Source organism: Micromonospora sp. NPDC050795, from assembly GCF_044456785.1.
Lineage (GTDB): Bacteria > Actinomycetota > Actinomycetes > Mycobacteriales > Micromonosporaceae > Micromonospora.
In genome coordinates this window covers 83,928-108,630 of sequence record NZ_JBITGE010000007.1, presented here as the reverse complement: position 1 = coordinate 108,630, position 24,703 = coordinate 83,928, and the positions used below count along the sequence as shown (strand labels likewise).

The 24,703-nt window shown below is 68.7% G+C and carries 21 protein-coding genes and 3 tRNA genes; 1 reads left to right on the top strand and 23 read right to left on the bottom strand.

Annotated elements, in window-relative coordinates; all coding sequences use genetic code 11:
• Positions 1 to 263: 263 nt before the first annotated feature.
• The 18 genes from ACIBEF_RS08550 to ACIBEF_RS08465 form a co-directional block, all read right to left on the bottom strand.
• Positions 264 to 632 carry a hypothetical protein gene (locus ACIBEF_RS08550; RefSeq protein WP_396792365.1) on the bottom strand — a complete coding sequence of 123 codons (369 nt, stop codon included), beginning with the start codon at positions 630 to 632 and terminating at the stop codon, positions 264 to 266.
• Positions 633 to 727: 95 nt separating this feature from the next.
• On the bottom strand, positions 728 to 4,615 hold the full coding sequence (locus tag ACIBEF_RS08545) for a DNA-directed RNA polymerase subunit beta' (RefSeq protein ID WP_396792363.1): 3,888 nt from the start codon (positions 4,613 to 4,615) through the stop codon (positions 728 to 730).
• Between the two features lie 80 nt (positions 4,616 to 4,695).
• Positions 4,696 to 8,127 carry a DNA-directed RNA polymerase subunit beta gene (locus ACIBEF_RS08540; protein WP_357126527.1) on the bottom strand — a complete coding sequence of 1,144 codons (3,432 nt, stop codon included), beginning with the start codon at positions 8,125 to 8,127 and terminating at the stop codon, positions 4,696 to 4,698.
• 569 nt (positions 8,128 to 8,696) lie between these two features.
• On the bottom strand, positions 8,697 to 9,086 hold the full coding sequence (gene rplL, locus ACIBEF_RS08535; RefSeq protein WP_357208428.1) for a 50S ribosomal protein L7/L12: 390 nt from the start codon (positions 9,084 to 9,086) through the stop codon (positions 8,697 to 8,699).
• 55 nt (positions 9,087 to 9,141) lie between these two features.
• A complete protein-coding gene (rplJ, locus tag ACIBEF_RS08530; RefSeq protein WP_112584808.1) occupies positions 9,142 to 9,687 on the bottom strand; it encodes a 50S ribosomal protein L10 in 546 nt (181 codons plus the stop codon).
• Between the two features lie 334 nt (positions 9,688 to 10,021).
• Positions 10,022 to 10,711, bottom strand: a complete 690-nt coding sequence (locus ACIBEF_RS08525; protein ID WP_396792361.1) for a hypothetical protein — start codon at positions 10,709 to 10,711, stop codon at positions 10,022 to 10,024.
• A complete protein-coding gene (locus ACIBEF_RS08520) occupies positions 10,708 to 11,598 on the bottom strand; it encodes an ATP-binding cassette domain-containing protein (RefSeq protein WP_396792360.1) in 891 nt (296 codons plus the stop codon). The genes ACIBEF_RS08525 and ACIBEF_RS08520 overlap by 4 nt, the downstream gene beginning before the upstream one ends.
• An 80-nt stretch (positions 11,599 to 11,678) precedes the next feature.
• Positions 11,679 to 12,395, bottom strand: a complete 717-nt coding sequence (gene rplA / locus ACIBEF_RS08515) for a 50S ribosomal protein L1 (RefSeq protein ID WP_124858778.1) — start codon at positions 12,393 to 12,395, stop codon at positions 11,679 to 11,681.
• A 78-nt stretch (positions 12,396 to 12,473) separates the two neighbouring features.
• Positions 12,474 to 12,905, bottom strand: coding sequence for a 50S ribosomal protein L11 (rplK, locus tag ACIBEF_RS08510; protein ID WP_124820953.1), 432 nt, complete (start codon positions 12,903 to 12,905; stop codon positions 12,474 to 12,476).
• A 186-nt stretch (positions 12,906 to 13,091) separates the two neighbouring features.
• Positions 13,092 to 13,814: a transcription termination/antitermination protein NusG gene (gene nusG, locus ACIBEF_RS08505; protein WP_112584800.1), complete on the bottom strand. Its 723-nt coding sequence runs from the start codon at positions 13,812 to 13,814 to the stop codon at positions 13,092 to 13,094.
• Positions 13,815 to 13,852: 38 nt separating this feature from the next.
• Entirely contained in the window at positions 13,853 to 14,242 is a 390-nt protein-coding gene (gene secE, locus ACIBEF_RS08500; RefSeq protein ID WP_091403530.1) for a preprotein translocase subunit SecE, read from the bottom strand.
• 213 nt (positions 14,243 to 14,455) lie between these two features.
• Positions 14,456 to 14,528, bottom strand: a tRNA-Trp gene (locus ACIBEF_RS08495).
• A 129-nt stretch (positions 14,529 to 14,657) separates the two neighbouring features.
• Positions 14,658 to 15,050, bottom strand: coding sequence for a MaoC family dehydratase (locus ACIBEF_RS08490; RefSeq protein WP_396792359.1), 393 nt, complete (start codon positions 15,048 to 15,050; stop codon positions 14,658 to 14,660).
• A gap of 1 nt (position 15,051) precedes the next feature.
• Positions 15,052 to 15,498 (bottom strand): MaoC family dehydratase N-terminal domain-containing protein, encoded by a 447-nt coding sequence (locus tag ACIBEF_RS08485; protein WP_091402433.1) that lies wholly within the window; start codon positions 15,496 to 15,498, stop codon positions 15,052 to 15,054.
• Between the two features lie 126 nt (positions 15,499 to 15,624).
• Positions 15,625 to 15,792, bottom strand: coding sequence for a 50S ribosomal protein L33 (rpmG, locus tag ACIBEF_RS08480; RefSeq protein WP_007073056.1), 168 nt, complete (start codon positions 15,790 to 15,792; stop codon positions 15,625 to 15,627).
• 132 nt (positions 15,793 to 15,924) lie between these two features.
• Positions 15,925 to 15,997: transfer RNA gene (locus ACIBEF_RS08475), tRNA-Met, on the bottom strand.
• Between the two features lie 24 nt (positions 15,998 to 16,021).
• Positions 16,022 to 16,094 (bottom strand) — tRNA-Thr (locus ACIBEF_RS08470).
• Positions 16,095 to 16,187: 93 nt separating this feature from the next.
• The gene (locus ACIBEF_RS08465; protein WP_396792358.1) at positions 16,188 to 18,719 is read right to left on the bottom strand and encodes a putative bifunctional diguanylate cyclase/phosphodiesterase; all 2,532 of its coding nucleotides are present in this window, start codon (positions 18,717 to 18,719) and stop codon (positions 16,188 to 16,190) included.
• Between the two features lie 1,369 nt (positions 18,720 to 20,088).
• On the opposite strand from ACIBEF_RS08465, the gene ACIBEF_RS08460 reads away from it, so the two are divergent.
• Positions 20,089 to 20,598 carry a hypothetical protein gene (locus tag ACIBEF_RS08460; protein ID WP_396792356.1) on the top strand — a complete coding sequence of 170 codons (510 nt, stop codon included), beginning with the start codon at positions 20,089 to 20,091 and terminating at the stop codon, positions 20,596 to 20,598.
• Positions 20,599 to 20,609: 11 nt separating this feature from the next.
• Here the strand turns inward: ACIBEF_RS08460 and ACIBEF_RS08455 are convergent, their stop codons facing one another.
• The 5 genes from ACIBEF_RS08455 to ACIBEF_RS08435 are packed head-to-tail and all read right to left on the bottom strand — an operon-like array spanning position 20,610 to position 24,703.
• On the bottom strand, positions 20,610 to 22,046 hold the full coding sequence (locus ACIBEF_RS08455; RefSeq protein WP_396792354.1) for a tyrosine-type recombinase/integrase: 1,437 nt from the start codon (positions 22,044 to 22,046) through the stop codon (positions 20,610 to 20,612).
• Positions 22,043 to 22,228 (bottom strand): AlpA family transcriptional regulator, encoded by a 186-nt coding sequence (locus ACIBEF_RS08450; protein WP_030329852.1) that lies wholly within the window; start codon positions 22,226 to 22,228, stop codon positions 22,043 to 22,045. The genes ACIBEF_RS08455 and ACIBEF_RS08450 overlap by 4 nt, the downstream gene beginning before the upstream one ends.
• Positions 22,225 to 23,979, bottom strand: coding sequence for a replication initiator (locus tag ACIBEF_RS08445; RefSeq protein WP_396792352.1), 1,755 nt, complete (start codon positions 23,977 to 23,979; stop codon positions 22,225 to 22,227). The genes ACIBEF_RS08450 and ACIBEF_RS08445 overlap by 4 nt, the downstream gene beginning before the upstream one ends.
• A complete protein-coding gene (locus ACIBEF_RS08440) occupies positions 23,976 to 24,518 on the bottom strand; it encodes a DUF2637 domain-containing protein (protein ID WP_396792350.1) in 543 nt (180 codons plus the stop codon). The genes ACIBEF_RS08445 and ACIBEF_RS08440 overlap by 4 nt, the downstream gene beginning before the upstream one ends.
• Positions 24,515 to 24,703, bottom strand: a complete 189-nt coding sequence (locus ACIBEF_RS08435) for a hypothetical protein (RefSeq protein ID WP_112671649.1) — start codon at positions 24,701 to 24,703, stop codon at positions 24,515 to 24,517. The genes ACIBEF_RS08440 and ACIBEF_RS08435 overlap by 4 nt, the downstream gene beginning before the upstream one ends.

The window sequence follows — 24,703 nt, the reverse complement described above, 5'->3', positions numbered from 1 at the left end:
GGGTGGACGCCGGCTGGTGGGTCTCGTCGCCCGGGGTGGACGCCGGCTGGTGGGTCTCGTCGCTCGGGCCGGGTCGCGCCCAGTCGCTCGGCTCGGGTGGCGGAGCCGGCACGTCCGGCGGGCCGGCCGGTTCGTCCGCAGGGGGCCGCGCCGGTTCCGTCACGAGGTCCTCCTGTCGAAAGGCCGCCACCGTCACACGGTGGACACCGGCCAGGCTACCGCCGGCAGCACCGCCGCCCGCGCCGGGCGCGGCCACCGGTGGCTCAGTCCATGTTCGCGGGGTAGTCGTGGCCGAACGGGGCGCCGGCCAACCGGACCACCCCGATGACCACAGCGGCCACGACGCTGACCGCGACCAGCACCAGGCCGGTCCAGGCCATCCACTCCCCCCGCCGCAGCCAGACGCCGCCGGTCAGGAAACCCCCTGAGGCGTACGCCTCGCGGCGCGCCTGCCGGGCCAGTTGCAGGGCCACGGTGGCCGGCACCACGCCACCGATGAACAGCCCGGTCAGCATGCCGAGCAGGCCCAGCGCGAAGACCGCCCGTGCCTTCGTGGCGCGGGCCGGGTCCGGGTCGAGCGGGTGCCGCGCGCCCTGCTGGGCGACGGACACCTGCCCGGGTGCGGTCGTCATCCCCCCATCATGCCGAACCCGGCGCAAGCGGTGGGTTGGCACGGACACGACGAGGCCCCCGGCTTCCACCGGGGGCCTCGTCGTGTGACTGGTGCTTAGCGGTACGACCCGAAGTCGAAGTCGTCCAGCGGCACGGCCTGCCCGCTGGCCGGCCCGAACCCGTAGTCGGTCTCCGGGTAACCGGTCATCGAGTAGACCTTGGCCTTGGCCTCCTCGGTCGGCTCGACCCGGACGTTGCGGTACTTGCTGATGCCGGTACCGGCCGGGATGAGCTTTCCGATGATCACGTTCTCCTTGAGGCCGACCAGCGAGTCGCTGCGCGAGTTGATCGCAGCGTCGGTCAGCACCCGGGTGGTCTCCTGGAAGGAGGCCGCCGAGAGCCAGGAGTCGGTGGCCAGCGAGGCCTTGGTGATACCCATCAGCACCGGACGACCAGCGGCGGGCTCGCCGCCCTCCGAGACGAGCCGGCGGTTCTCCGACTCGAACAGCGCCCGGTCGACGAGCACACCCGGCAGGAACTCGGTCGAGCCGGAGTCGATGACCGTCACCCGCTTGAGCATCTGGCGGATGATGATCTCGATGTGCTTGTCGTGGATGAGCACACCCTGCGAGCGGTAGACCTCCTGGACCTCACTGGTCAGGTGGACCTGGACCGCCCGCGGACCCATGATCCGCAGCAGCTCGTGCGGGTCGATGGTGCCCTCGGTCAGCTTCTCGCCGACCGCGACGTGACCGCCGTCGTGGGTACGGAGCTTGACGCGCTTCGAGATCTTGTCGTAGACGATCTCTTCGCTGCCGTCGTCCGGCACCACGATGATCTTGCGCGAGCGCTCGCCGTCCTCGATCCGGATCCGACCGGGGGTGTCGGCGATGGGCGCCTTACCCTTCGGGACCCGAGCCTCGAAGATTTCCTGCACACGCGGCAGACCCTGGGTGATGTCCTCACCCGCGACACCACCGGTGTGGAAGGTACGCATCGTCAGCTGCGTACCGGGCTCACCGATGGACTGGGCGGCGATGATGCCGACCGCCTCGCCGATATCGACCGACTTACCGGTCGGCAGCGACCGGCCGTAGCAGGCCGCGCAGACGCCCAGCTTCGACTCGCAGGTGAGCACGCTGCGCACCCGGACCGTCTCCACACCAGCGGCGACGATCTTGTCGACCCCGATGGAGTTGATGTCCTGACCGCGCTCGGCCACCACGGTGCCGTCCGGCCCCTTGATGTCGTCCGCGAGCGTACGGGCGTGCACGCTGGTTTCGGCGTGGGTGTGGACGACGAGCTTGCCGTCCAGCTTCTCGCCGATCTGCATCGGGATCGCCCGGTCGGTGCCGCAGTCCTCTTCGCGGATGATGACGTCCTGCGAGACGTCCACCAGACGACGGGTCAGGTAACCCGAGTCGGCGGTCCGCAGCGCGGTGTCGGCGAGACCCTTACGGGCACCGTGCGTGGAGATGAAGTACTCCAGCACGGACAGACCCTCCCGGTAGCTGGCCTTGATCGGCCGCGGGATGATCTCGCCCTTGGGGTTGGCCACCAGACCACGGATCGCCGCGATCTGCCGGAGCTGGAGCAGGTTACCGCGAGCACCCGAGTTGATCATCTTCCACAGCGGGTTCTCCTGCGGCAGCGCGGTGTCCATCTCCTTGGCGACCTCGTTGGTCGCCTTGGTCCAGATCTCGATGAGCTCGCCGCGACGCTCCTCGGCGGTCATCAGACCACGCTGGTACTGCTTGTCGATCTGGTCGGCGTCCTTCTCGTACCGCGCCAGGATCTCCGCCTTACGCGGCGGAGCGATGACGTCCTCCATGCCGATCGTCACGCCGGACCAGGTGGCCCAGTGGAAACCGGCCTCCTTGAGCCCGTCCAGGGTGGCGGCCAGCGCCACCTTGGGGAAGCGCTCAGCGAGGTCGTTGACGATCGCGGAGAGCTGACCCTTGCGGATCTCGTAGTTCACGAAGCGGTAGCCCTGCGGCAGCGTCTCGTTGAACAGCACCCGACCCAGGGTGGTCTCCACGGTCAGCGGGTCACCCTCGACCCAGCCCTCCGGGGCGGTCCACGCCTCGGAACCAGAGCCGTTGTCGACCCCGATCACGTTGTGCAGGCGGATCTTCACCGGCGCCTGCAGGTGCAGCTCGCCGTTGTCGAAGGCCATCCGCGCCTCGGCGTCCGAGCTGAACGCCCGGCCCTCGCCCTTCTCACCGGCGGTGAGGTGGGTGAGGTGGTACAGACCGATGACCATGTCCTGGGTAGGCATGGTGACCGGCTTACCGTCGGCCGGCTTGAGGATGTTGTTCGACGACAGCATCAGGATCCGTGCCTCGGCCTGAGCCTCGGCGGACAGCGGCACGTGCACCGCCATCTGGTCACCGTCGAAGTCGGCGTTGAACGCGGTGCAGACCAGCGGGTGGATCTGGATCGCCTTGCCCTCGACCAACTGCGGCTCGAAGGCCTGGATGCCCAGGCGGTGCAGGGTCGGCGCCCGGTTGAGCAGCACCGGGTGCTCGCCGATGACCTCTTCCAGCACGTCCCACACGACCGGGCGCTGACGCTCGACCATCCGCTTGGCGGACTTGATGTTCTGTGCGTGGTTGAGGTCGACCAGCCGCTTCATCACGAAGGGCTTGAACAGCTCCAGCGCCATCTGCTTGGGCAGACCGCACTGGTGCAGCTTCAGCTTCGGGCCGACCACGATGACCGAACGGCCGGAGTAGTCGACGCGCTTGCCCAGCAGGTTCTGGCGGAACCGGCCCTGCTTGCCCTTGAGCATGTCGGACAGCGACTTGAGCGGGCGGTTACCCGGGCCGGTGACCGGCCGGCCGCGACGGCCGTTGTCGAACAGCGCGTCGACGGCCTCCTGGAGCATCCGCTTCTCGTTGTTGACGATGATCTCGGGCGCGCCGAGGTCGATCAGCCGCTTGAGGCGGTTGTTCCGGTTGATCACGCGGCGGTACAGGTCGTTCAGGTCGGAGGTCGCGAAGCGGCCACCGTCGAGCTGCACCATCGGGCGCAGGTCCGGCGGGATGACCGGGACGCAGTCCAGCACCATGCCGAGCGGGGAGTTGCGGGTGTTCAGGAACGCCGCGACGACCTTGAGTCGCTTGAGCGCCCGGATCTTCCGCTGACCCTTGCCGGACCGGATGGTCTCCCGCAGGCTCTCGGCCTCGGCGTCGAGGTCCATGTTCTGGACCAGCGCCTTGATCGCCTCGGCGCCCATGGAACCGGTGAAGTACTCACCGAACCGGTCGCGCAGCTCGCGGTAGAGCAGCTCGTCGGTGACCAGCTGCTTCGGCTCCAGCTTGCGGAAGGTGTCCAGCACCTCGTCCAGGCGGTCGATCTCGCGCTGGGCCCGGTCGCGGATCTGGCGCATCTCGCGCTCTCCGCCCTCCTTGACCTTGCGCCGGACGTCCGCCTTGGCACCCTCGGCCTCCAGCTCGGCCAGGTCGGCCTCGAGCTTGGCGGCCCGCTTCTCGATCTCCGAGTCGCGGCTGTTCTCGGACTGCCGCTTCTCAGCCAGGATCTCGTTCTCGATCGTCGAGAGGTCGCGGTGACGCGACTCCGCGTCCACGCTCGTCACGACGTACGAGGCGAAGTAGATGATCTTCTCGAGGTCCTTGGGAGCGAGGTCCAGCAGGTAACCCAGCCGGCTCGGAACGCCCTTGAAGTACCAGATGTGGGTCACCGGAGCGGCGAGCTCGATGTGCCCCATCCGCTCACGGCGGACCTTGGAGCGAGTCACCTCGACGCCGCAGCGCTCACAGATGATGCCCTTGAACCGAACGCGCTTGTACTTACCGCAGTAGCACTCCCAGTCCCGCTGAGGACCGAAGATCTTCTCGCAGAAGAGCCCGTCCTTTTCCGGCTTCAGGGTGCGGTAGTTGATCGTCTCAGGCTTCTTGACCTCGCCGTGCGACCACTGACGGATGTCGTCGGCGGTGGCGAGACCAATGCGCAGCTCGTCGAAGAAGTTGACGTCGAGCACTATGTCCCCTATGTCGTCGTCTGTACTGCTAATTCTCGGGTGGGGTCGGGGGCCGGCGAGCCGGCCCCCGACCGCTCACCTCAGACCTCTTCGACCGAGCTCGGCTCGCGCCGGGACAGGTCGATGCCCAGCTCCTCAGCGGCCCGGAACACCTCGTCGTCGGTCTCGCGCATCTCCAGGGCCACACCGTCGCTGGAGAGCACCTCAACGTTGAGGCACAGCGACTGCAGCTCCTTGAGCAGCACCTTGAACGACTCCGGGATGCCCGGCTCCGGGATGTTCTCGCCCTTGACGATGGCCTCGTAGACCTTCACTCGGCCGAGCACGTCGTCGGACTTGATCGTGAGCAGCTCCTGCAGGGCGTAGGCAGCGCCGTACGCCTGCATCGCCCAGCACTCCATCTCACCGAAACGCTGACCACCGAACTGCGCCTTACCACCCAGCGGCTGCTGCGTGATCATCGAGTACGGGCCGGTCGAGCGAGCGTGGATCTTGTCGTCGACCAGGTGGTTGAGCTTCAGGATGTAGACGTAGCCGACCGCGATCGGGTCCGGCAGAGGCTCACCGGAACGACCGTCGAAGAGCTGCGCCTTGCCGGTACGACCGATCAGCTGCTTGCCGTCCCGGTTGGGCAGGGTCGACTCGAGCAGACCGGAGATCTCCTCCTCGCGGGCACCGTCGAAGACCGGGGTGGCCACGTTGGTGTCACCCTCGGACTCGTGCGCGTCGATCGAGCGGAGCTGGCGCTTCCACTCGGCGTCGTCGCCCTCGACCTTCCAACCGGTCTTGGCAACCCAACCGAGGTGGGTCTCCAGCACCTGGCCGATGTTCATCCGGCTCGGCACACCGAGCGGGTTGAGCACGATGTCGACCGGGGTGCCGTCCTCGAGGAACGGCATGTCCTCGACCGGCAGGATCTTCGAGATGACGCCCTTGTTGCCGTGCCGGCCGGCGAGCTTGTCGCCGTCCTGGATCTTGCGCTTCTGGGCGACGTAGACCCGGACCAGCTCGTTGACACCCGGCGGCAACTCGTCGCCGTCCTCGCGGGAGAACGTGCGCACACCGATGACCGTGCCGGTCTCGCCGTGCGGCACCTTCAGCGAGGTGTCCCGAACCTCACGCGCCTTCTCACCGAAGATCGCGCGGAGCAGACGCTCCTCCGGGGTCAGCTCGGTCTCACCCTTGGGCGTGACCTTGCCGACCAGGATGTCACCGGGGACGACCTCGGCGCCGATCCGGATGATGCCGCGCTCGTCGAGGTCAGCGAGCATTTCCTCGCTGACGTTCGGGATGTCGCGGGTGATCTCCTCCGGACCGAGCTTGGTGTCCCGGGCGTCGACCTCGTGCTCCTCGATGTGGATCGAGGTGAGCACGTCCTGCTGCACGAGGCGCTGCGACAGGATGATCGCGTCCTCGTAGTTGTGGCCCTCCCAGCACATGAACGCCACCAGCAGGTTGCGTCCGAGTGCCATCTCGCCCTCGTCGGTGCACGGACCGTCGGCGATGACCTGACCGGCCTCGACGCGGTCGCCCTCGAAGACGACCGGCTTCTGGTTGACGCAGGAGCCGGCGTTGGAGCGGCGGAACTTGTGCAGCAGGTACGTCCGGCGGTGGCCGTCATCCTGGTGGATGGTGACGTAGTCGGCGCAGAGATCCTCGATCACACCGCCGACCTCGGCGACCACCACGTCGCCAGCGTCGACAGCGGCCCGGTACTCCATGCCCGTACCCACGAGCGGCGCCTCGGCCTTGACCAGCGGCACCGCCTGGCGCTGCATGTTCGCGCCCATCAGTGCCCGGTTGGCGTCGTCGTGCTCGAGGAACGGGATCATGGCGGTCGCGACCGAGGTCATCTGCCGGGGCGAGACGTCCATGTAGTCGACGGCGCCGGGGACGACGTCCTCGGTCTCGCCGCCCTTACGACGGCAGAGCACCCGGTCCTCGGCGAACGTGCCGTCAGCCTTCAGGCGCGCGTTGGCCTGGGCCTTGACGAACCGGTCCTCCTCGTCCGCGGTCAGGTAGTCGATCTGGTCGGTGACCCGACCCTCGACGACCTTCCGGTACGGCGTCTCGATGAAGCCGAACGGGTTGACCCGGGCGAAGGTGGACAGCGCGCCGATCAGGCCGATGTTCGGGCCTTCCGGCGTCTCGATCGGGCACATCCGGCCGTAGTGGGACGGGTGCACGTCGCGGACCTCGAAGCCGGCCCGCTCCCGGGACAGACCACCCGGGCCGAGCGCGCTCAGCCGACGCCGGTGGGTCAGGCCCGCCAGCGGGTTGGTCTGGTCCATGAACTGGGACAGCTGGGACGTCCCGAAGAACTCCTTGATCGCCGCCACCACCGGGCGGATGTTGATCAGGGTCTGCGGGGTGATCGCCTCGACGTCCTGCGTGGTCATCCGCTCGCGGACGACCCGCTCCATCCGGGACAGGCCGACCCGAACCTGGTTCTGGATCAGCTCGCCCACGGTACGGAGGCGCCGGTTGCCGAAGTGGTCGATGTCGTCGGCCTCGTAGCCGTCCTCACCGGCGTGCAGCCGGCACAGGTACTCCACGGTGGCGACGATGTCGTCCTCGGTCAGCGTGCCGGTGGTGATCGGCACGTCGACTTCCAGCTTCTTGTTGAACTTGTAGCGCCCGACCTTCGCGACGTCGTACCTCTTCGGGTTGAAGAAGAGGTTGTCGAGCAGGGTCTGGGCGTTCTCGCGCGTCGGCGGCTCGCCAGGGCGCAGCTTGCGGTAGATGTCGAGCAGAGCCTCGTCGGCGCCGGCGATGTGGTCCTTCTCGAGCGTGGTCATCATCAGCTCGGACCAGCCGAACTTCTCACGAATTCGCTCGGCCGACCATCCGATGGCCTTGAGCAGGACGGTGACGGCCTGCCGACGCTTACGGTCGATGCGCACACCGACCGTGTCGCGCTTATCGATGTCGAACTCCAGCCAGGCACCCCGACTCGGGATGACCTTGACGCTGGAGAGGTCGCGGTCGGAGGTCTTGTCCGGCTGCTTGTCGAAGTACACGCCCGGAGACCGGACGAGCTGGCTGACCACGACGCGCTCGGTGCCGTTGATGACGAAGGTGCCCTTGGGCGTCATCATCGGGAAGTCACCCATGAACACCGTCTGGCTCTTGATCTCGCCAGTGGTGTTGTTGGTGAACTCCGCGGTCACGAAGAGCGGAGCGCAGTAGGTCAGGTCCTTCTCCTTGCACTCCTCGATCGAGGCCTTGACCTCGTCGAAGCGCGGCGCCGAGAAGGAAAGCGACATGGTGCCGGAGAAGTCCTCAATGGGACTGATCTCTTCAAGGATCTCCGCGAGACCCGATCGTGCGTGCGGGTCGTCCGCCGACCGGCCCTGCCAAGCCTCGTTGCCGACGAGCCAGTCGAAGGACTCGTTCTGAATGGCAAGGAGGTTGGGGACCTCGAGGTGTTCGGTGATCCTGCCGAATGAAACTCGGCGGGGAGCGAATGCGCTCGACGTACGACTGGTCTTCGCAGGGCGGGAAGCTGCCAAGATGCGTCCTTCCGAGGACCGGTGCTGCAGAACGGCTGGTACGCGTGCACTCCAATGACCCCACCAGAAATATCCGTAAACGGACATTTCCGAGCAGGGGTCAAGTCGGAAGGCAGCGCAAACTAGCAGTGTAGCCGAGAGGCTAACCGCTGTCCAGCCCACCCCGCAGGTTGTTTGCGGAGCGCGCCTCGGCCCCCGTCAACCGGGGTCTGCCGGGCCGCTCAGAACGCAACTCCCCACTGGGCCGCTCGGGTTACAGCGGCCGATGGTGCCGCCGCTGTCATACCCACGTCGTGGCCGTCGCAAGCGCGGTGTCTTGCTGGTGTCAGCGTGCCTGGCAGCCCGGGGCCGCGTCAAGGGCCGGGATCCGGGTTGCCCCTTGTTTCCCACTGGAGGGCGACCCGCCACGCTCGTTCGGGTCAAGGGTACCCACGGTCGGAGCCCAGCTCAGGACCGGTCGCAGCCGGATCCACAAATACGGCGGGCGGTGATCCGTGTCGGATCACCGCCCGCCGCGACGCGATGGTGTCCCAGCTCACGAGCCGGGTACGCGTTGGTGGAGCGTCAGGTCACTTGAGGGTGACCTTGGCGCCCTCACCCTCGAGCTTGGCCTTCGCCTTGTCGGCGGTCTCCTTGTTGACCTTCTCCAGGATGGCCTTCGGCGCGGACTCGACCGCGTCCTTGGCCTCCTTGAGGCCCAGGCCGGTCAGCTCACGCACGACCTTGATGACCTGGATCTTCTTGCCGCCGTCAGCCTCGAGGATGACGTCGAACTCGTCCTGCTCCGGCTCGGCCTCGGCAGCAGCGCCGCCGCCACCGCCACCCGGGCCCGCGATCGCGACCGGGGCGGCAGCGGTGACCTCGAAGGTCGTCTCGAACTGCTTCACGAACTCAGAGAGCTCGATCAGCGTCATCTCCTTGAACGCGTCGAGCAGCTCGTCGGTGCTGAGCTTCGCCATATCTGGCGTCCTTTCCTGATTCTGTTAAGTAAAGAATTGGTGCGCCGTGGGGGCCTCAGGCCGCCTCGGCGCCCTCCTTCTCGCGCTTGTCCTGCAGTGCAGCCGCCAGACGGGCGGTCTTCGACAGCGGGGCCTGGAACAGGGCCGCGGCCTTGCTCAGGTTGCCCTTCATCGCGCCGGCCAGCTTGGCCAGCAGCACCTCGCGGGACTCCAGGTCGGCGAGCTTCGTGACCTCGGCCGCGGTGATGGCCTTGCCCTCGAAGACACCGCCCTTGATGACGAGCTTCGGGTTGGCCTTCGCGAAGTCGCGAAGCCCCTTCGCCGCCTCGACGACGTCGCCCGAAACGAAAGTCAGCGCGGTAGGACCGGTGAACAGCTCGTCGAGGCCGGTGATGCCCGCGTCCGTCGCAGCACGCTTGGCCAGCGTGTTCTTCGCGACCGTGTAGCTGGTGTCGGCGCCGAGCGAGCGCCGAAGCTGGGTGAGCTGGGAAACCGTCAGACCGCGGTACTCGGTCAGCACGGTGGCGCCCGAGCTGCGGAAGCTCTCGGTCAGCTCAGCGACGGCCGTGGCCTTGTCGGCCCGGATCGGCTTGTCCGCCATGTCCCTCCTCTCTCGTTACTCGAGGCTGGTCCCCGTCTCGGCCGAAGCCGGAACGGGGGCGGAGGCAGCGCGACAACGAAAAAGCCCCGGCGCAGGGCGCACGGGGCGAAGGCCGGCGGATCGTCATGGTCGGCGGACCATGCTCACTGCCGAGTTACGCTTGCCGCCCTACGCGGGTCGCCCGATGTCGCGGGGCCTTCGACCGTGCCGAAGCACGATGACCAGCGGTCTCTGGGTGGTTCCTCATCCATGAGAACACGGATGACGGTCTGAAGAGTACGCGCCCCCGTCACCAGCGCCAAATCGCCCCTGGTGAGCTGGGTCACCGACCGGGTCAGCCCTGGGCCCGCCGACGCCACAGGTAGCCGCCGACGACCGCGGCGCTCCAGGCCAGCGCCCACCCGCTCAACCCCAGCACCGTCAGCGCGGCGGCCTCGCCGCCGGTGGTGCGAGCGGCCGCCATGATCGGCGGTGCCAGCCAGGGCGCCACCGAGCCGGTCAGGCCGAACACCACGGCGCCGACCCCGCCGAGGGCCAACACCGCGACGCCGTACCCGGCGCCGCCCACCGACGCCCGGCTGGCCAGCGCCCCAAGAGCAACCGCAGCGGGTACGACCAGCGCATGCGCCCACAACCCCAGCGCGAGCCCGACCGGAATCGACCGGTCCCCCGGGTCGACCGGGCCGGACACCCCGCCGACCAGCCACGGAAAGAGCAGCGCGACGGCCACCGTCACCAGCGCCGCCACCGCGGCGGCGAGCAGCCCGGCCAACCGCTCCCGGGCCACCCCGACAGTCACCTGCGCCAGCCGACGCTGCACGTCCGGCTCGACATCCAAGAGGATCTTGGTCTGCCAGGTGAGCACCGGAAAGAGCACCGCCGCGGAAACCCCGTACGCCTCCGCCGGCTGGGCGCGACCACCCCCGTAGAGGGTCCCGAGCGTGATCAGGCCGGCGAGCAACGGCGCCAACGCCCGGCCGGTTCGCAGGAAACCGGCCAACCGCATCCGGACCAGGCCGCTCACCGGGTCTCCCCCGCTGCCGACTCGACAGCCGCGTCGGCGGTGTCCGGCCGGCCGGCTGTCAACTCCCCGGCCGTCCCGAGCGACGGCTCGGCGGGTCGGGCGGCACCGGCCGACCGGAGCGGCTCGACAGGTGGGGCCTGGGACGCGGCGGTGGAGGCGTCGGAGCGTACCCGCAGCACCTGATGGCCCTCGGCGCGCAACCGGGCGACGGTGCCGGCGACCCGCGCGGCCGGCACCGCGACCTCGACCACCGCGATCGTCTCGTCCGTCGACGACGTCTCCTCGGAGAGCGAGCCGTCGGCCACCAGCCAGCGGCGCGCGGCCGGGAGCCGGACCGTCTCGCCGCGGTGGTCGCTGACCAGGACGGACCCGTCGGCGGCGAGCACCTCGGCGATCAGCTCGGGCACCAGCTCACGGGTGGCGGCGTCCAGCCCCTCCCACGGCTCGTCGAGCACCAGCAGGCCCGGTGGGCGCAGCAGCGCCTGGGCGAGGCCGACCTTCTGCGCGGTGCCCTTGGACAGCTCCGGCAACCGGGCCGAGCGGAAGGCGGACAGCCCGAGCCGGTCCGTCCAGGAGGTCACCGCGTCGTCGGCCGCGGCCCTGCCCAGCCCCGCCAGCCGGGCCATCCCGGTCAGATAGCGGGTCACTGTGAACGGTTGGTCCGCGGGGAAACGCTCCGGCACCCAGCCCACCCGTGCCGGCCGGCCGGTGACCTGGCCGCGGGCCGGGCGGAGGACCCCTGCGGCCACCTGGAGCAGTGTGGACTTGCCCACCCCGTTGCGGCCCAGCACGATCGCCACCTCGCCGGGACCGATCCGCGCGTCGATGCCCTGCAGCACCCACGGCCCGCGCCGGTGGTACCGCAACCAGACGTTCTCCAGCCGCATGGCGTCGAGCCTGCCACACCTCGAACGCGCCGGGGCGCCGCCACGGTCGTGGCGGCGCCCCGGCGGAGCGAACTGTCGACTCAGGCGTCGGCCTGGTCCTCCCGAAGGTTCTTCACCAGGTTCGGGTCGACCGGGACGCCCGGGCCCATCGTGGTGGTCAGGATGACCTTGCGGAGGTACTTGCCCTTGGCCGCGGACGGCTTGGCACGCAGCACCTCGTCGAGCACCGCGGCGTAGTTGTCCACCAGCTGGGTCTCCGTGAAGGAGGCCTTGCCGATGATCAGATGCAGGTTGGAGTGCTTGTCCACCCGGAAGGTGATCTTGCCGCCCTTGATGTCCGACACCGCCTTGGTGACGTCCATGGTCACCGTGCCGGTCTTCGGGTTCGGCATGAGACCGCGCGGGCCCAGGATCCGCGCGATCCGGCCGATCTTGGCCATCTGGTCCGGCGTGGCGATCGCCGCGTCGAAGTCGAGCCAACCACCCTGGATGCGGGCGACCAGCTCATCGGTGCCCACCTCGTCCGCACCCGCGGCGGCGGCCTCTTCGGCCTTCGCGCCGCTGGCGAACACGATCACGCGGGCGGTCTTACCGGTGCCGTGCGGCAGGTTGACCGTGCCGCGGACCATCTGGTCCGCCTTGCGGGGGTCGACGCCGAGGCGCATGGCGACCTCGACCGTGGCGTCGAACTTGACGTTGGTGGTCTCCTTGGCCAGCTTCACGGCCTCGGTGGGGGTGTAGAGCTTCGACCGGTCGATGACATCGGCGGCCTTGCGGTAGCTCTTGCTGCGCTGCATTGCTGATTACTCCTGTGGTCTCTGGCGGGCCGCTCGGCGCGAGCCCTCCCACGGTCGGAACGAAGGTCGGGGCCGACGTCAGTCGTTGACGGTGATGCCCATCGACCGGGCGGTGCCGGCGATGATCTTCTCGGCCTGGGCAATGTCGTTGGCGTTGAGATCGGCCATCTTCTTCTCAGCGATCTCACGCAGCTGGGCGCGGCTGACCGAGCCGACCTTCTCGGACTGCGGAACACCCGAACCCTTCTGCACACCAGCGGCCTTGATCAGCAGCCGGGCGGCGGGCGGGGTCTTCAGCACGAACGTGAAGGACCGGTCCTCGTACACGCTGATCTCGGCGGGGACGATGTCGCCCCGCTGAGACTCGGTCTGCGCGTTGTAGGACTTGCAGAACTCCATGATGTTCACGCCGTGCTGGCCGAGCGCGGGGCCGACCGGCGGCGCCGGCGTGGCCTGGCCCGCCGGCAACTGAAGCGTGAACGTCTTGACGAGCTTCTTCTTCGGAGGCATGTCACTTCCTGGGGCTTGGAGCTGGGAAAATGCGGCTGTCGCCGCCCTCGGGCGCGCACGGTCAGCGCGGTGCGACAGCGGCGACATTCAAGAGTAGCGCAGGCCGCAGCCCACTCGTCCGCCGAGGTCGAGCGAGAGCGCGTACGCCGACGTCGGCGGCGGGCCGGGCCCGCCGCCGACGACCAATCAGATCTTGGCGACCTGGTTGAAGTTGAGCTCCACCGGAGTCTCACGACCGAAGATCGACACCAGCACCTTGAGCTTCTGCTGGTCGGCGTTGATCTCGCTGATCGTGGCCGGCAGCGACGCGAACGCGCCGTCGGTGACGGTGACGGAATCGCCCACCTCGAAGTCGAGGACCTTGATCTCCGGCTTCGCCTTCTTCTGCTCGGTCTCGACAGCCGGCGCCAGCCACTTAAGCACCTCGTCGAGCGAGAGCGGGGCGGGCCGGTCGGCCCGGTCGGTCGCGCCGACGAATCCGGTCACACCCGGGGTGTTCCGGACACAGGAGTACGACTCGGCGGTCAACTCCATCCGGACCAGGATGTAACCCGGGAAGACCTTGGCCTGGATCTGCGAACGCTTACCGTTCTTGACCTCGACCTCTTCCCGGGTCGGCACCTCGACCTGGTAGATGAAGTCCTCCATGTCGAGGCTCGTGATCCGGGTCTCGAGGTTGGTCTTCACCTTGTTCTCGTAGCCGGCGTACGAGTGCACCACGTACCAGTCACCCGGCGCGTAGCGAAGCTTCTGCCTCAGCTCCGCGACGGGGTCGTAGTCCTCGTCCGGTGCGGGCTCGGTCGTAGGGAACTCCGGCTCGCTGGCGGCCTCGACCGACTCGTCACCAGCCGCCGTCGCGACCGTGGACTGCTCGTCCACCGGTCCGGCGGTCTCGTCGTACTCAGGCACGCTCGCTCACTTCCGTCACTATGGCTGGAGGCAGCCGGTCAGTCCGAGTTGCCAAAGACAAACAACACGACCTTGGCGAAGCCGAAGTCCAGCACACCCACGATCGTCAGCATCACCGCGACGAACGCCACCACCACGGCGGTGTAGGTCAGCAACTCCTTGCGGGTCGGCCAGATGACCTTACGCAGTTCAGCTACGACCTCGCGGAAGAACCGGGCGATGCGGCCGAAGACGCCCACCCGACCCGTTTCCGACCGCGTGGTCGGCCGGCTGTCCGCCGACTCCGCCCGGGCACGGGACCGCGTGGCGGTGCCTCCCCGGGAAACCGGCTCGTCCGCGCCGGAGGCGTCGTCGTCGGCCACGTCGTCGACGACCTCGTCGTCCAGACGATCGTCGCCGTCGTCGTCGCGCCGCTTGTTGTCGGCCACTTCGCCCTCCGTCGCGGAATCTGGGGTCGTACGCCGAGTGGCGCACGCGGCGCTGGTCACGCCGGCCGGACCCAACCGTCCCGCGACGGGCCGCGGCCGGTGGATCACCCGGAGGGCCCCGAATGCCTCGGAGCCACCCCGCCGATGCCACCACCACGGGCCGGACGCCGCCAGGTGGCGGCGCGGCCCACGGGAACGGTCAGGCCTGAGGCGCAGGGGTGACAGGACTTGAACCTGCAGCCTGCGGTTTTGGAGACCGCTGCTCTGCCAATTGAGCTACACCCCTATGTGGCAACACTCGCCCCACGCGGCCACAGACGACCGAGCAGGGGTCACTTGCCCCACGGCGGACCAGTGTACGGGTAGCCGCCCGACTTTCCCAACCGGTCTCTCCGCCACGCGTGGCGGGCTCGGTTCAGCCTGCCGTCCGGATGGTTGCCCGCGCCTGCGACAGCACCCTCTCACCCAGGCAGGTGGCGGTCACCTCGAGCCGGGTGAGACCGTCCTCGGTCACCTCGCGGACCCGCGCGGTCACCTCGATCTCGGTCCCCTGGTCGTCGTCGGGGACCACCACCGGGCGGGTGAAACGCACGCCGTACTCGACCACCGCGTCCGGCGACCCGGCCCACTCGGTGACCGCCCGCCCGACCAGGGCCATGGTGAACATGCCGTGGGCGATCACCCCGGGCAGACCCACCTTGGTGGCGACCCGGTCGCTCCAGTGGATCGGGTTGAAGTCGCCCGAGGCACCGGCGTAGCGGACCAGGTCCGCGCGGGTCACCTGAAACGTCTGTGCTGGCAACTCCACCTCACGCCTCCCCACGAATGACATACCTGGCCCAGACCGCCACCACGGGTTCCCCGCCGACGGTGCTCACGTCGGTGCGCGTGGTCAGGAAGCCGTGCCCACCCCTGGTGCTGACGTCCTCGATGGTGTTGGTGCAGACCAGCTCGTCGCCGGCGACCACCGGCCGGGTGTACGCGAACCGCTGGTCACCGTGCACTAGGCGGCTGTAGTCGACACCCAGGGCCGGGTCCTCGATGATCTGGCTGCTAGCGGCCATCGTCACGATCACCGGAAAGGTCGGCGGGGCCACCACGTCGGGGTGGCCCAGCGCCCGCGCGGCCTCCGGGTCGTGGTGGGCCGGGTCGGTGGCGCCGATGGCGCTGGCGAACTCGCGGATCTTTTCTCGGCCCACCTGGTAGGGGGCGGTCGGCGGATACGTCCGGCCGACGAAGGAAGGGTCCAGAGGCATGCCGCGAACCTACACGGAAAGCCCAATCGCCGACCTGATCGGTAGGCGGCGGCTGAGCCGCACCAAACCGGTCAGATCGGCGATCGGAAAGCTTCGACAACGGCCGGCCCTGAGGCCGGCCAGCAGTCAGCGGGTCTCGCGGTGGACCGTGTGCCGACCGTCGCGTGGGCAGAACTTCTTCAGCTCGATGCGGTCGGGGTCGTTGCGCCGGTTCTTGCGCGTGATGTAGTTGCGCTCCTTGCACTCCACACACGCCAAAGTGATCTTCGGCCGGACATCGGTAGCCTTCGCCACGGCGGAGTGCCTTCCTCGCTAACGGAAACAACTACGACGCGCCAGCCTAGACGCTGACAGCGCGGACATGCAAAGTGGGCGCCGGAAGCGCCCATTCTTACGACCACCGGCAACGAGCCCGGAAGACGAGAGTAGCGGTGGCCGGACTTGAACCGGCGACACAGCGATTATGAGCCGCTTGCTCTACCATCTGAGCTACACCGCTGCGATGGGTCCAGCTGAACCCTCGAGCCCCCTTACGGAATCGAACCGTAGACCTTCTCCTTACCATGGAGACGCTCTGCCGACTGAGCTAAGGGGGCCTGCGCGATCTCCCCGTGGGGCGCGCAGGAGTAAGAGTACACGGCCCGGCTCGACAGGTGAAATCGGATCCCCGGTGATCGTCCGCGCCCTGCTCAGGGCACGACACGCAGGCGCGGAAGCTCCCCGTTCGAGGTCGTCTCCGGCTCGACCTGGGCACCGAACCAGGCAGCCAACCGCTCGTACGGCAGCGGCCGGCTGAACAGGAAGCCCTGCCCGATCTCGCAGCCGATGTCCTGGAGAAGCTCCAGGGTCAGCTCGCTCTCCACCCCCTCGGCCACCACCGCCAGGCCGAACTGCTGGGAGAGGGTGACCACCGCGTTGACGATCGCCAGGTCCCCCGGGTCGGTCGCCATGCCCTGCACGAAGGAGCGATCCACCTTCACCTCGTGCACCGGCAGCCGGCGCAGGTGCGCCAGAGACGAGTCACCAGTGCCGAAGTCGTCCACCGACAGTCGTACGCCGAGATCCCGCAGCCGTTGCAGAGTGGGGATGGGCCGGTCCGTGCCGTCCAACACCCCCGACTCGGTGATCTCCAGGGTGAGGCGCTGCGCCGGCACCTTGTACTCGGTCAACAACTCCTGGACCCGATCCGGGAAGTGCCGGTCGATGAGCGTACGGGCCGAGAGGTTGACCGCGATGGGCAGCGGCTGGTCGGCCAGCGCCCAGTCCCGGCTGCGGCGAAGGCCCTCCCGGAGCACCACCTCGGTGAGCCGGCTCAACTGGCCGGTGTGCTCGGCCACCGCCACGAAGTCCTCGGGCGCGACGGTGCCGTGCGCCGGGTGCTCCCAGCGGGCCAGACACTCCACACCCACCAGGCGCCGGTCCCGCAGAGTCACCTTGGGCTGGAAGTAGACCTCCAGCTCGTCCTGGTCCAGTGCTCGGCGCAGATCGCCGGCCAGACCCAACCGGCGCAGTGAACGGGACTCCAGCGCGGGATTGAACAGCTGCACGCTGCCCGGCACCGACTTGGCCGCGGTGGCGGCGAGGTCGACCCGAAGCAGCAGGGTCGCCGCGTCGCTGCCATGATCCGGGTGTACGGCCACCCCGACGGCGGTGTCCACGTCGAGGGTGAGCGCGTCGAAGACCATCTCGTCGCGGATCTGGTCGCGCAGTTGGCCGGCCAGCTCGACCGCCGCCTCGGCGCTCTCCAACCGCAGCGTCACCAGGAACTCGTCCCCACCGGCACGGCCAACCAGAGCCGACGACGGCGCGCTGGCCCGCAACCGATTGGCGACCTCGGTGAGGACCTTGTCCCCGGCCGCGTGCCCCAGTGACTCGTTGACCTGGCGCAGCCCGTCGACGTCGAAGAGCAGCAGCGCCACCACCTCGTCCGGCGCGCCGATCTTGACCGATTCGTCAAGAGCACCGGTGATACGCCGCCGGTTCGGCAACCGGGTCAACGTGTCATGGTGCGCGTCGTGGCGGAGCCGGTCGACCAGCCGCGAATTCTCCAGAGCCACGGCCGCATGCGCCGCCACGGTCTCGAAGATGGGGATGTCACCCCGGGTGAAGTGGCCGACATCGCTGAGTCGGTTGGCGACCTCCAGGGTGCCGATGACCGCCTGGCCGGACCGCAGCGGCACCACGATGACGTCCTTGATCTTGCCCTCACTCAGGGCTTGGCGCTCGTTCGACTCTTCGTCGAAGGCCCGCCCCACCGCGATGGTCCGCCCCTCATCCGCGGCGCGCTCGCGAAGAGAAGCCGGCGTCCGTACGACGTCCAACAGACCCGGGTCGTCGACCCTGGCGGTGAGCAGCACCTCGGGATGGCGACCCAGGGCGGGCAGCCACAGGGTGGCGTACTCGGCCTGCATCAGGGCCCGCACCCGACCCAGGAGAGCATCGACGAGCGCGCCGTCCTGGCCCCGCTCCCCGATCGCGCGGGTCAGGTCGTACAGGGCGGCCAGTGTCCGGTGTTGCCGGAAGAACTCCGCGTAGGAGCGGTAGACCAGGACCAGTGCCGCACCGAGTGCGGCCAGCAGCACCAACGACCACCAGGTGGTGGTGACGGCGATCAGAATGATCAGACCGAGGGAGACGTTGATCGCCGCGGTGAGCAGGGCCGGGCGGGCGGTACGGAGAGAGTCCCGTCCCGCCTGCCAACCCTGCAGGAGGGTGTGCACGCCGACGATGCCCGCGAGGCTGACGAGGATCACCGCGGTCACGGCCGCAAAGAGATTCAGCCAGGTGCCGGGGTCGTCCACTTCGTTCGAGGGCGGTAGCGCCTGAAGGAGGAGGACGGCGAGAGAGGTGCCGGCGGCCGCCTTGGCCACGTTGAACCAGAACTTGACGGGCGCGAACCGGTGCCGTGTCTGGGTGAGCATGGACGCCACCGTGTAGATCACGACGACGGTCAGCGGTGGCAGAAGAAACAGCGCCAGAACCAGCGGAATCTCGGTCAGGGTCATGCCGAACGATTGCCGCCGGACGACGAAGTTGAGGACCGGCATGCCCACGGCGGCCATGGCGACCAACAACAGGAGCGCGAGAAGCCAGTCACCGAAGGGCTGGGACGACACCAGCCCGGTGACCATGGAACAGATCGCTGCGAAGAACACCAGCGGCGCGGTGATGAACCAGGCGCGATCCGCCGAACGGCGTCGCGATCGATCACGCGGAGCCATACCGCTCCCTACGGCGCCTGCGGTTTACCGCCCTCGGATGGGAATGAGCTGAGCCGGTCAGCGACCACTGCCGACGGTAGCGCCTTCCGGAACGACGGTCCAGATGAGATCGATGGCCTGAGCTCCGCCGGTGCTGCTGTCAAAAAGGCCGGCGGGGACGGCCACGATGGCGGCGGCAGCGAGCACAAGGAGGAGAGACCCACCGAGTCGGCCTAGCCTTCGACCAGACATGATCGCTCCTGTCGGGAGATGTACAGCGTTGATGGAGGTTCCACGATCGTGCCACAGCGCGGGCAGCCAGAGAAGTGGCGGTAGCCCGACTGGCCCCACCGTCTGTTACTTCCCGCCGTTCGGCCTACCGCCCCCGACGCACCGGACCAGACCACAAGCTTGCGGGGCGCTTAACCGCTTCACGCAGCGTCGAATACGACCTTCAACACAATTCGGGTCCAGCCGGAGGGACTCGCCACATCCGGTTCGACAGTCACCGTCAGCAACGCCTCCACAGCCCCCGACAAACGTGCGCCTCCGACCCGGCCATCGACCACCATACCGCCTCCTCGCCATCCCGCTAGTACCTCGTCGGATTCATTTCCGTTGGGCGGAGAGCAAGACGAGCGCTGACCATCGGCAGCATCTGCGCAGCTAGCATGGCGTTTGGTATCGATGATTGCTTATAGGAGGCGCTGCCTGGTGTCAACTTCGCCACCAACTCGCGCGCCAACCCGGCGACCGACGGGCATCACCGCAACACCCTGGAACGCGGCCCGCACCTCGGTGCCGGCGAGCTCCGGCTCCTCCCCGGCCGGGAGGGGACCGACGCCGAGTCATCCGTGCCATCGTCCGAGCCGCCTGGCCCGTCCAGTCTCGGCGCCCCGTCTTCCACACCCCCAGCTTCGGCAGCCACGGATCCGGCCGCGCGGCGGACAAGCGGCCGTACACCAGCGCGACGAGCGCGGACCTGTCGCGAAAGTCATCGGCGTAGCTCGCCCCCTCGCCGGCGGCACCACAGCAGCTGAACGAGGGACAGTCGTCGAGCGCGATCTTTGTCGTTAGCGTCGCCGCCGTCGATACGGGCGCCGGCCAGAACGACGACAACGGCCCCCGATCAGCATCTCTGCTGGTCAGGGGCCGTTGGTGCACCTGGTGGCGGGTAGAGGATTCGAACCTCTGAAGCTTTCGCGACGGATTTACAGGGCGTCCGTGATCATGGCTGCCTCAGGGCATGTGACCTGGCGTTTCACTTCCCCCGGCGGGCGTCAACCGGTCCACCGCCCACCATCTGCCCATGCCCACGGATCTGCCCACGCGTCCGGTCACAGGCCGATAAGCCAGCGACAGCGGTGACGAGCCGGCAGATCATGTACCGGTGCAAGATAACCTCGCCCGCCTCCAAGACGCCGCCACCCTGTGGAGCGTCAGGCCGAGCACCGCGGCCGACGTGATCGCGGCAGCGTGCGACTGCCTCACGGCAGGAATCGACAGCCCGACCCTCCGGATCCTCGCCGGCGTCTCTCCCGTGAAGGGCAACGAGAGTGACGAGCTGCGGCGTTGGCTTGAAGGCAGCCTCGCGGAGCTTTCGCTGACCTACTACCCGGAGGGCAGCCAAGAGGGTGAGGAGGAAGCCCTCCGAGTCATGGCGCGCCGGCTGCTCGGACATACCATCACGCCTCGCGAACTCACGACCTGGGCGTACCGGTTCATCACGTGGGATGGCACCCCCATGGCGGCCGAGCTGATCGGCCTTGAGATCACGTACGACTACGTTGACCCCGACTACGGGGGGTACGAGTCCAGCCCCACGACTGAGGGCATCGACGCGGATGTCATTGCCGAGGCGCGCCGCTTGGCTGGTGAAACCGGCGTCGGAGGCGACTGAACCAGCGCTGCTCATCCGAGCGCGTCGCCGATCTTGTCGTTCATTGTGTCGTCGCCGCCGTCGATGCAGTTGGCGTAGACGCGGAGCAGGACCGCGACGCCGTGGCCCAGGCGCCGGGCGACCTCGGTTGGTGGGACGCCGGCATTCAGCCAGAGCGAGGCCGCCGCGTGCCGCAGGTCGTAGGGCCGGCGGACGAGTGGCGAGGCGACCTGCGATTCGGTCAGCGCCTTCTCGCGGGCGAGCTTCCACCAGCGGTCGTAGACCGACTCGGACAGCGGCCCACCGTGCAGACCCCGAAAGAATCGACCGTCCGGGCCGACCCCGTGATTCTCGACGTGCGCGCACAGCAGCTCGACGAGCCGGGGCGGGATCGGGACCGTGCGAGTCTCGGCCCTCCCCCGGTGTTTGAGCCCGCGCCGCTCGTGGGAGCCACCATCATCGGTCCAGTGCGACCCGGCGCGCGGCGAGGTGCCGGCGAGCACCAGACGGCCCCAGCGGTATTCAATCTTCTCGTGGTCGCAGGACCGGGAAGGCTTGACCGTCGCCAGGTCGTCGAAGTTGGCCCCGCAGTCGGCGCACCGGCCGGCAAGGTCGCAGTCCTCTCGCCGTAGGTCCGCGGCTTCCGAGGGACGCATGCCCGCGTAGTAGAGGCAGCCGAAGAACGCGGTGACCTTGTCGGCGCGTTTGCCGAGAGATTTCACCGCCTCCAGCAGTGTGGCGACCTGGGCCGGGTTCGCCACCACCCGCCGGTCGATGGACTGCGCGACCTCGGGGGCGGTCCACTGGACCCGGTCGACCGGGTTGGAGGCGATCAGCTCCAGCTCGACGGCGTACCCGAGGACGTTGTAGAAGGTGGCCCGCTTCCGCTGGACGGTGGAGGCAGCCGCGGGCTTGCCGTCGAGGCGTACGCAGAGGCTGTCGAGAACGCGGCGGACCATCGCCGGTGAGTCGAGTTCGACTACCGGGAGGGACGCGGTTTCCAGCCAGGCGAGCGCCGCCGCGTGGTCGGCCGGGATCTCGTCGGACCAGCGGCGCGGATTGAGGCCGTAGAGGTACAGCGCCTCACGGAGCAGCGCGTCAGTCGGTCGGCCCCGCTTCGCTGGGCGGGTCAGGGTCACCGTGATGGAGGTCAACGCTTCGACGATCGAGCGCCGGGTCTTGGCCGCCGCCCGGGGCCACTTCATCTCGACGTACGCGCGACTGTGGGCGTACCAGGTGGTGGGGTTCTTGGTTCTGGCCTCGGAGACCGGGCGCCCGGTGGCCGGGTCGAAGGGCTCTCCCGCGTTGGCCGCCTGGACCAGCTCGGCGCGGAACGAGTGCGCCAGCGCCTTGGTACGGAACATGTCCTCGAAGCGTTGGCCGCTTACCGCCCAGCGGACCCGCCAGGGCCGAGCCTTCCGGTCGGCGCGCTTACCGATCTCCCATATCTGGACCTCGTAGCTCTTCATGCCGCGTCCTGCTCCAGGTCGCCGAGCCACCGACCGAGCGCCGACCGGCGGACCCGCAGCTGCCCGTTCGGGAGCTTGATCACCCGTGGCCCCTTGCCGGTCTGCCGCCAGTAGAACCAGGTCGAGCGCGGTACGCGCAGCTCGGCGAGCACTTCCGGCACGGTCAACAACTCCTCGTTCACTGCGTTTCCTCCCCGTCGTGCTGTGCGCTGGGCTGAGTTGCCGAAAGATCTGAGGAACCCTGCGCGGCCCGGTCCTTGGCGGCGAGCAGTTCGGAGCGCCAGCGGGCGCGCTCGCTGATCGATCGCATGAGCCGATGGGTCATCGGGCCGACGTCCGGGTCGTCGGGTCGGGCCAACTCCCAGGCGTGCCGGACCCGATCGGCGGTGTCGCCCTGGTCGTCGACGAGCTGCGTGCCGTCGGTGGTGACACCGAGCAGTGCCCGTACCCAGGCCCGCGCATCGTGTTTGTGGTCGGCGAGGGTCTTCCCGGACCAGTCACGGGAGATGAGGATGCGCCGGCCGCCGATGCCGAGGGTGTCGCGCTGGTGGACCTTGCCCTTGCAGCGGCCCGGCTTGAGCTTGGCGTGCGCCTTCTTCGGCTGGACGCCGTAGAGCAGCCAGTTCGCGCACCGGTCGGTGCACGGGGTCAGCTGGAGTTGCTGCCAGAGCCGGTCGAGGTGCTTGCGTTGCCGGTCGCTGGTGGCCTTGTGGCAGTCGCCGGTGTGCTTGGTGATGTATTTCGTGACGTACCGGATGGTCCGTTCGGCGTCCTCGGTGCCGGGCATGACGCCGCGGGCGTCGACCTGGGCGCCGAAGCGCACGACGTGGACCGGTTCTGCGTCCGGGTCGTCGTCGATGGCGTCGAGGGCTTCCGTCCAGGTGGTCAGCGGCTGCCGGGTGTCTGGGTCGACCCATGCCGCCGCCTCCTCGTCCCAGACCGGGAGCCGGTCGAGGGTGTACCGCTGGACGTCGACCGAGGGCCACCACACCTGGTGATAGGTCGCCGCCGCCACGGTGCGGAGCACGTCCCGAGGAATGGTGCCCCGGATAGCGAAGTGGGCGTGCGGGGCGAGACGGCGTTGCGGCTCGACGCAGCCGGCGTACTGGACGTTCCAGCCCTCGCACCGTCGGAGGTTCTGCCAGAACCGGTCCAGTAGCCGGGGGAAGTGCACGGCGTCCCAGGCGGCGCGGCGGTAGTCGTACCGGTTTGGGTTGACGGGGGTGCCGTCGGGGCGGACAGGGCCGTACGAGTCGAGGGTGAGCGTGAGCCACATCGACGGTTGGTAGGTGGAGCCGTCCGGGGCGGTATAGGTCCTGCCGACAGTGCGCCGTTCGACCTTGCGCCGGGGCAGCTCGGGGGCGTCCTGGCGCCGCTTGGTGGAGCGCTTGCGTCGCTGGCCGGGCTCGTCGTCCTGGTCCTCGTCGTCGGTGACGTGAGGTGGTCCGACGCGCCCGCGCAGGCCCTCAGCGGCGATGGCTTCCTCTACCTCGCGGATTGCCTCGTCGAGGTCGGTCACCTGATCCCACTGGGCCGCCCTCACCGCCTCGTCCCGGGAGAACTCCAGGTGTGCGCGGAACAGGATCAGCGACTTCTGCGCCTCGGTCGCGGGTTCCGGGCCGGGTAGCGGCTCGTCGTCGCGGTGCCAGCCCTCGCGGATCTGGGCTTGCCGTAGCCGGCGGTTCTTCTTGGCGCACGGCGGGCACTTGTCCTCGCGGGTCGCGCCGCAGGGCAGGTCGATGACTTCGGTCAGTCCGGTGTCGAGGTCGGTCCGGCGCATGGCGAGCGGGCGGACGCAGACGCCGTACTCGATGGCGATGTCCTTGAGGACGTCGATCGAGCGGGGCAGCGCCATGCGGGCCGCCCGCGACCCCGGCCGAGGAGCAACCGGGGTCGGGGCGGGTTCGAGGCCGGGCAGGGTGGGAGCCGTCATCGGATGATCCCGACGACCTGGGGCCGATTGGACTGGACGACACCGACCCGAGGCAGCACCGCGGCTGATGCCGGCGGCATCACCGGAGCCGGCGGCGCGGGTTCGACAGGCTGCGGCTCGTCGTACCAATCGCCCTGCGGCTGATTGGGCTCCGATGCCGGCGGAGTAGCGGGTTCGCTGGACAGGACGACCTTTACCAGGGCGAGGAAGGCCAGCGACGGCACGGCCGCGACGATCCAGCCCCAGACGGAGGGTTCGGCTTCGGCGACCTGGGCGGCGAGGGAGAGCAGCGCGAACGCGATGAGGAGGACGCCGACAAGGCCGACGGGTCGACCATCACGGCGGCGGGCGCGGATCTCCAGGCCGAGGTAGATGGCCATCAGCTCGACCGCTACGGCGTTGGCCCAGCCGATCCAGTCGGGCTGGCCGTGGGCGACGGTCAGGTCATGGACGTGGGTAAAGGCAGCGGCGCCGGCCATGGTGCCGATGGCGAGCAGGATCAGCACCCGTACGCCGGACTCGGCGCGTTCGCGGATCATCGGCCGCCCCTGGTGTCGCGGACGGTCAGGATGATGCAGATCTGCTGGCCGTTGAGGTCGCGGCGACGGTTGACCATGTGCGCCAGGCCGTGCAGGGCACCGGCGAGCCGGTCCGGGGAGCCGTTGAGTTCGATGTGCAGCGGCTTGAGGCGGTGGGTGCCGAGGAAGAAGCTCTTGAGGGACAT

Excerpts from the sequence above, each read along its gene's own strand:
- ACIBEF_RS08550 (WP_396792365.1), bottom strand. The coding sequence starts at position 632 with ATGACGACCGCACCCGGGCAGGTGTCCGTCGCCCAGCAGGGCGCGCGG.
- rplK (WP_124820953.1), bottom strand. The coding sequence starts at position 12,905 with ATGCCTCCGAAGAAGAAGCTCGTCAAGACGTTCACGCTTCAGTTGCCG.
- rplL (WP_357208428.1), bottom strand. The coding sequence starts at position 9,086 with ATGGCGAAGCTCAGCACCGACGAGCTGCTCGACGCGTTCAAGGAGATG.
- ACIBEF_RS08440 (WP_396792350.1), bottom strand. The coding sequence starts at position 24,518 with ATGATCCGCGAACGCGCCGAGTCCGGCGTACGGGTGCTGATCCTGCTC.
- ACIBEF_RS08485 (WP_091402433.1), bottom strand. The coding sequence starts at position 15,498 with ATGCCTCTGGACCCTTCCTTCGTCGGCCGGACGTATCCGCCGACCGCC.
- rplJ (WP_112584808.1), bottom strand. The coding sequence starts at position 9,687 with ATGGCGGACAAGCCGATCCGGGCCGACAAGGCCACGGCCGTCGCTGAG.
- ACIBEF_RS08465 (WP_396792358.1), bottom strand. The coding sequence starts at position 18,719 with ATGGCTCCGCGTGATCGATCGCGACGCCGTTCGGCGGATCGCGCCTGG.
- ACIBEF_RS08520 (WP_396792360.1), bottom strand. The coding sequence starts at position 11,598 with ATGCGGCTGGAGAACGTCTGGTTGCGGTACCACCGGCGCGGGCCGTGG.
- ACIBEF_RS08435 (WP_112671649.1), bottom strand. The coding sequence starts at position 24,703 with ATGTCCCTCAAGAGCTTCTTCCTCGGCACCCACCGCCTCAAGCCGCTG.
- rplA (WP_124858778.1), bottom strand. The coding sequence starts at position 12,395 with ATGCAGCGCAGCAAGAGCTACCGCAAGGCCGCCGATGTCATCGACCGG.
- ACIBEF_RS08445 (WP_396792352.1), bottom strand. The coding sequence starts at position 23,979 with ATGACGGCTCCCACCCTGCCCGGCCTCGAACCCGCCCCGACCCCGGTT.
- ACIBEF_RS08455 (WP_396792354.1), bottom strand. The coding sequence starts at position 22,046 with ATGAAGAGCTACGAGGTCCAGATATGGGAGATCGGTAAGCGCGCCGAC.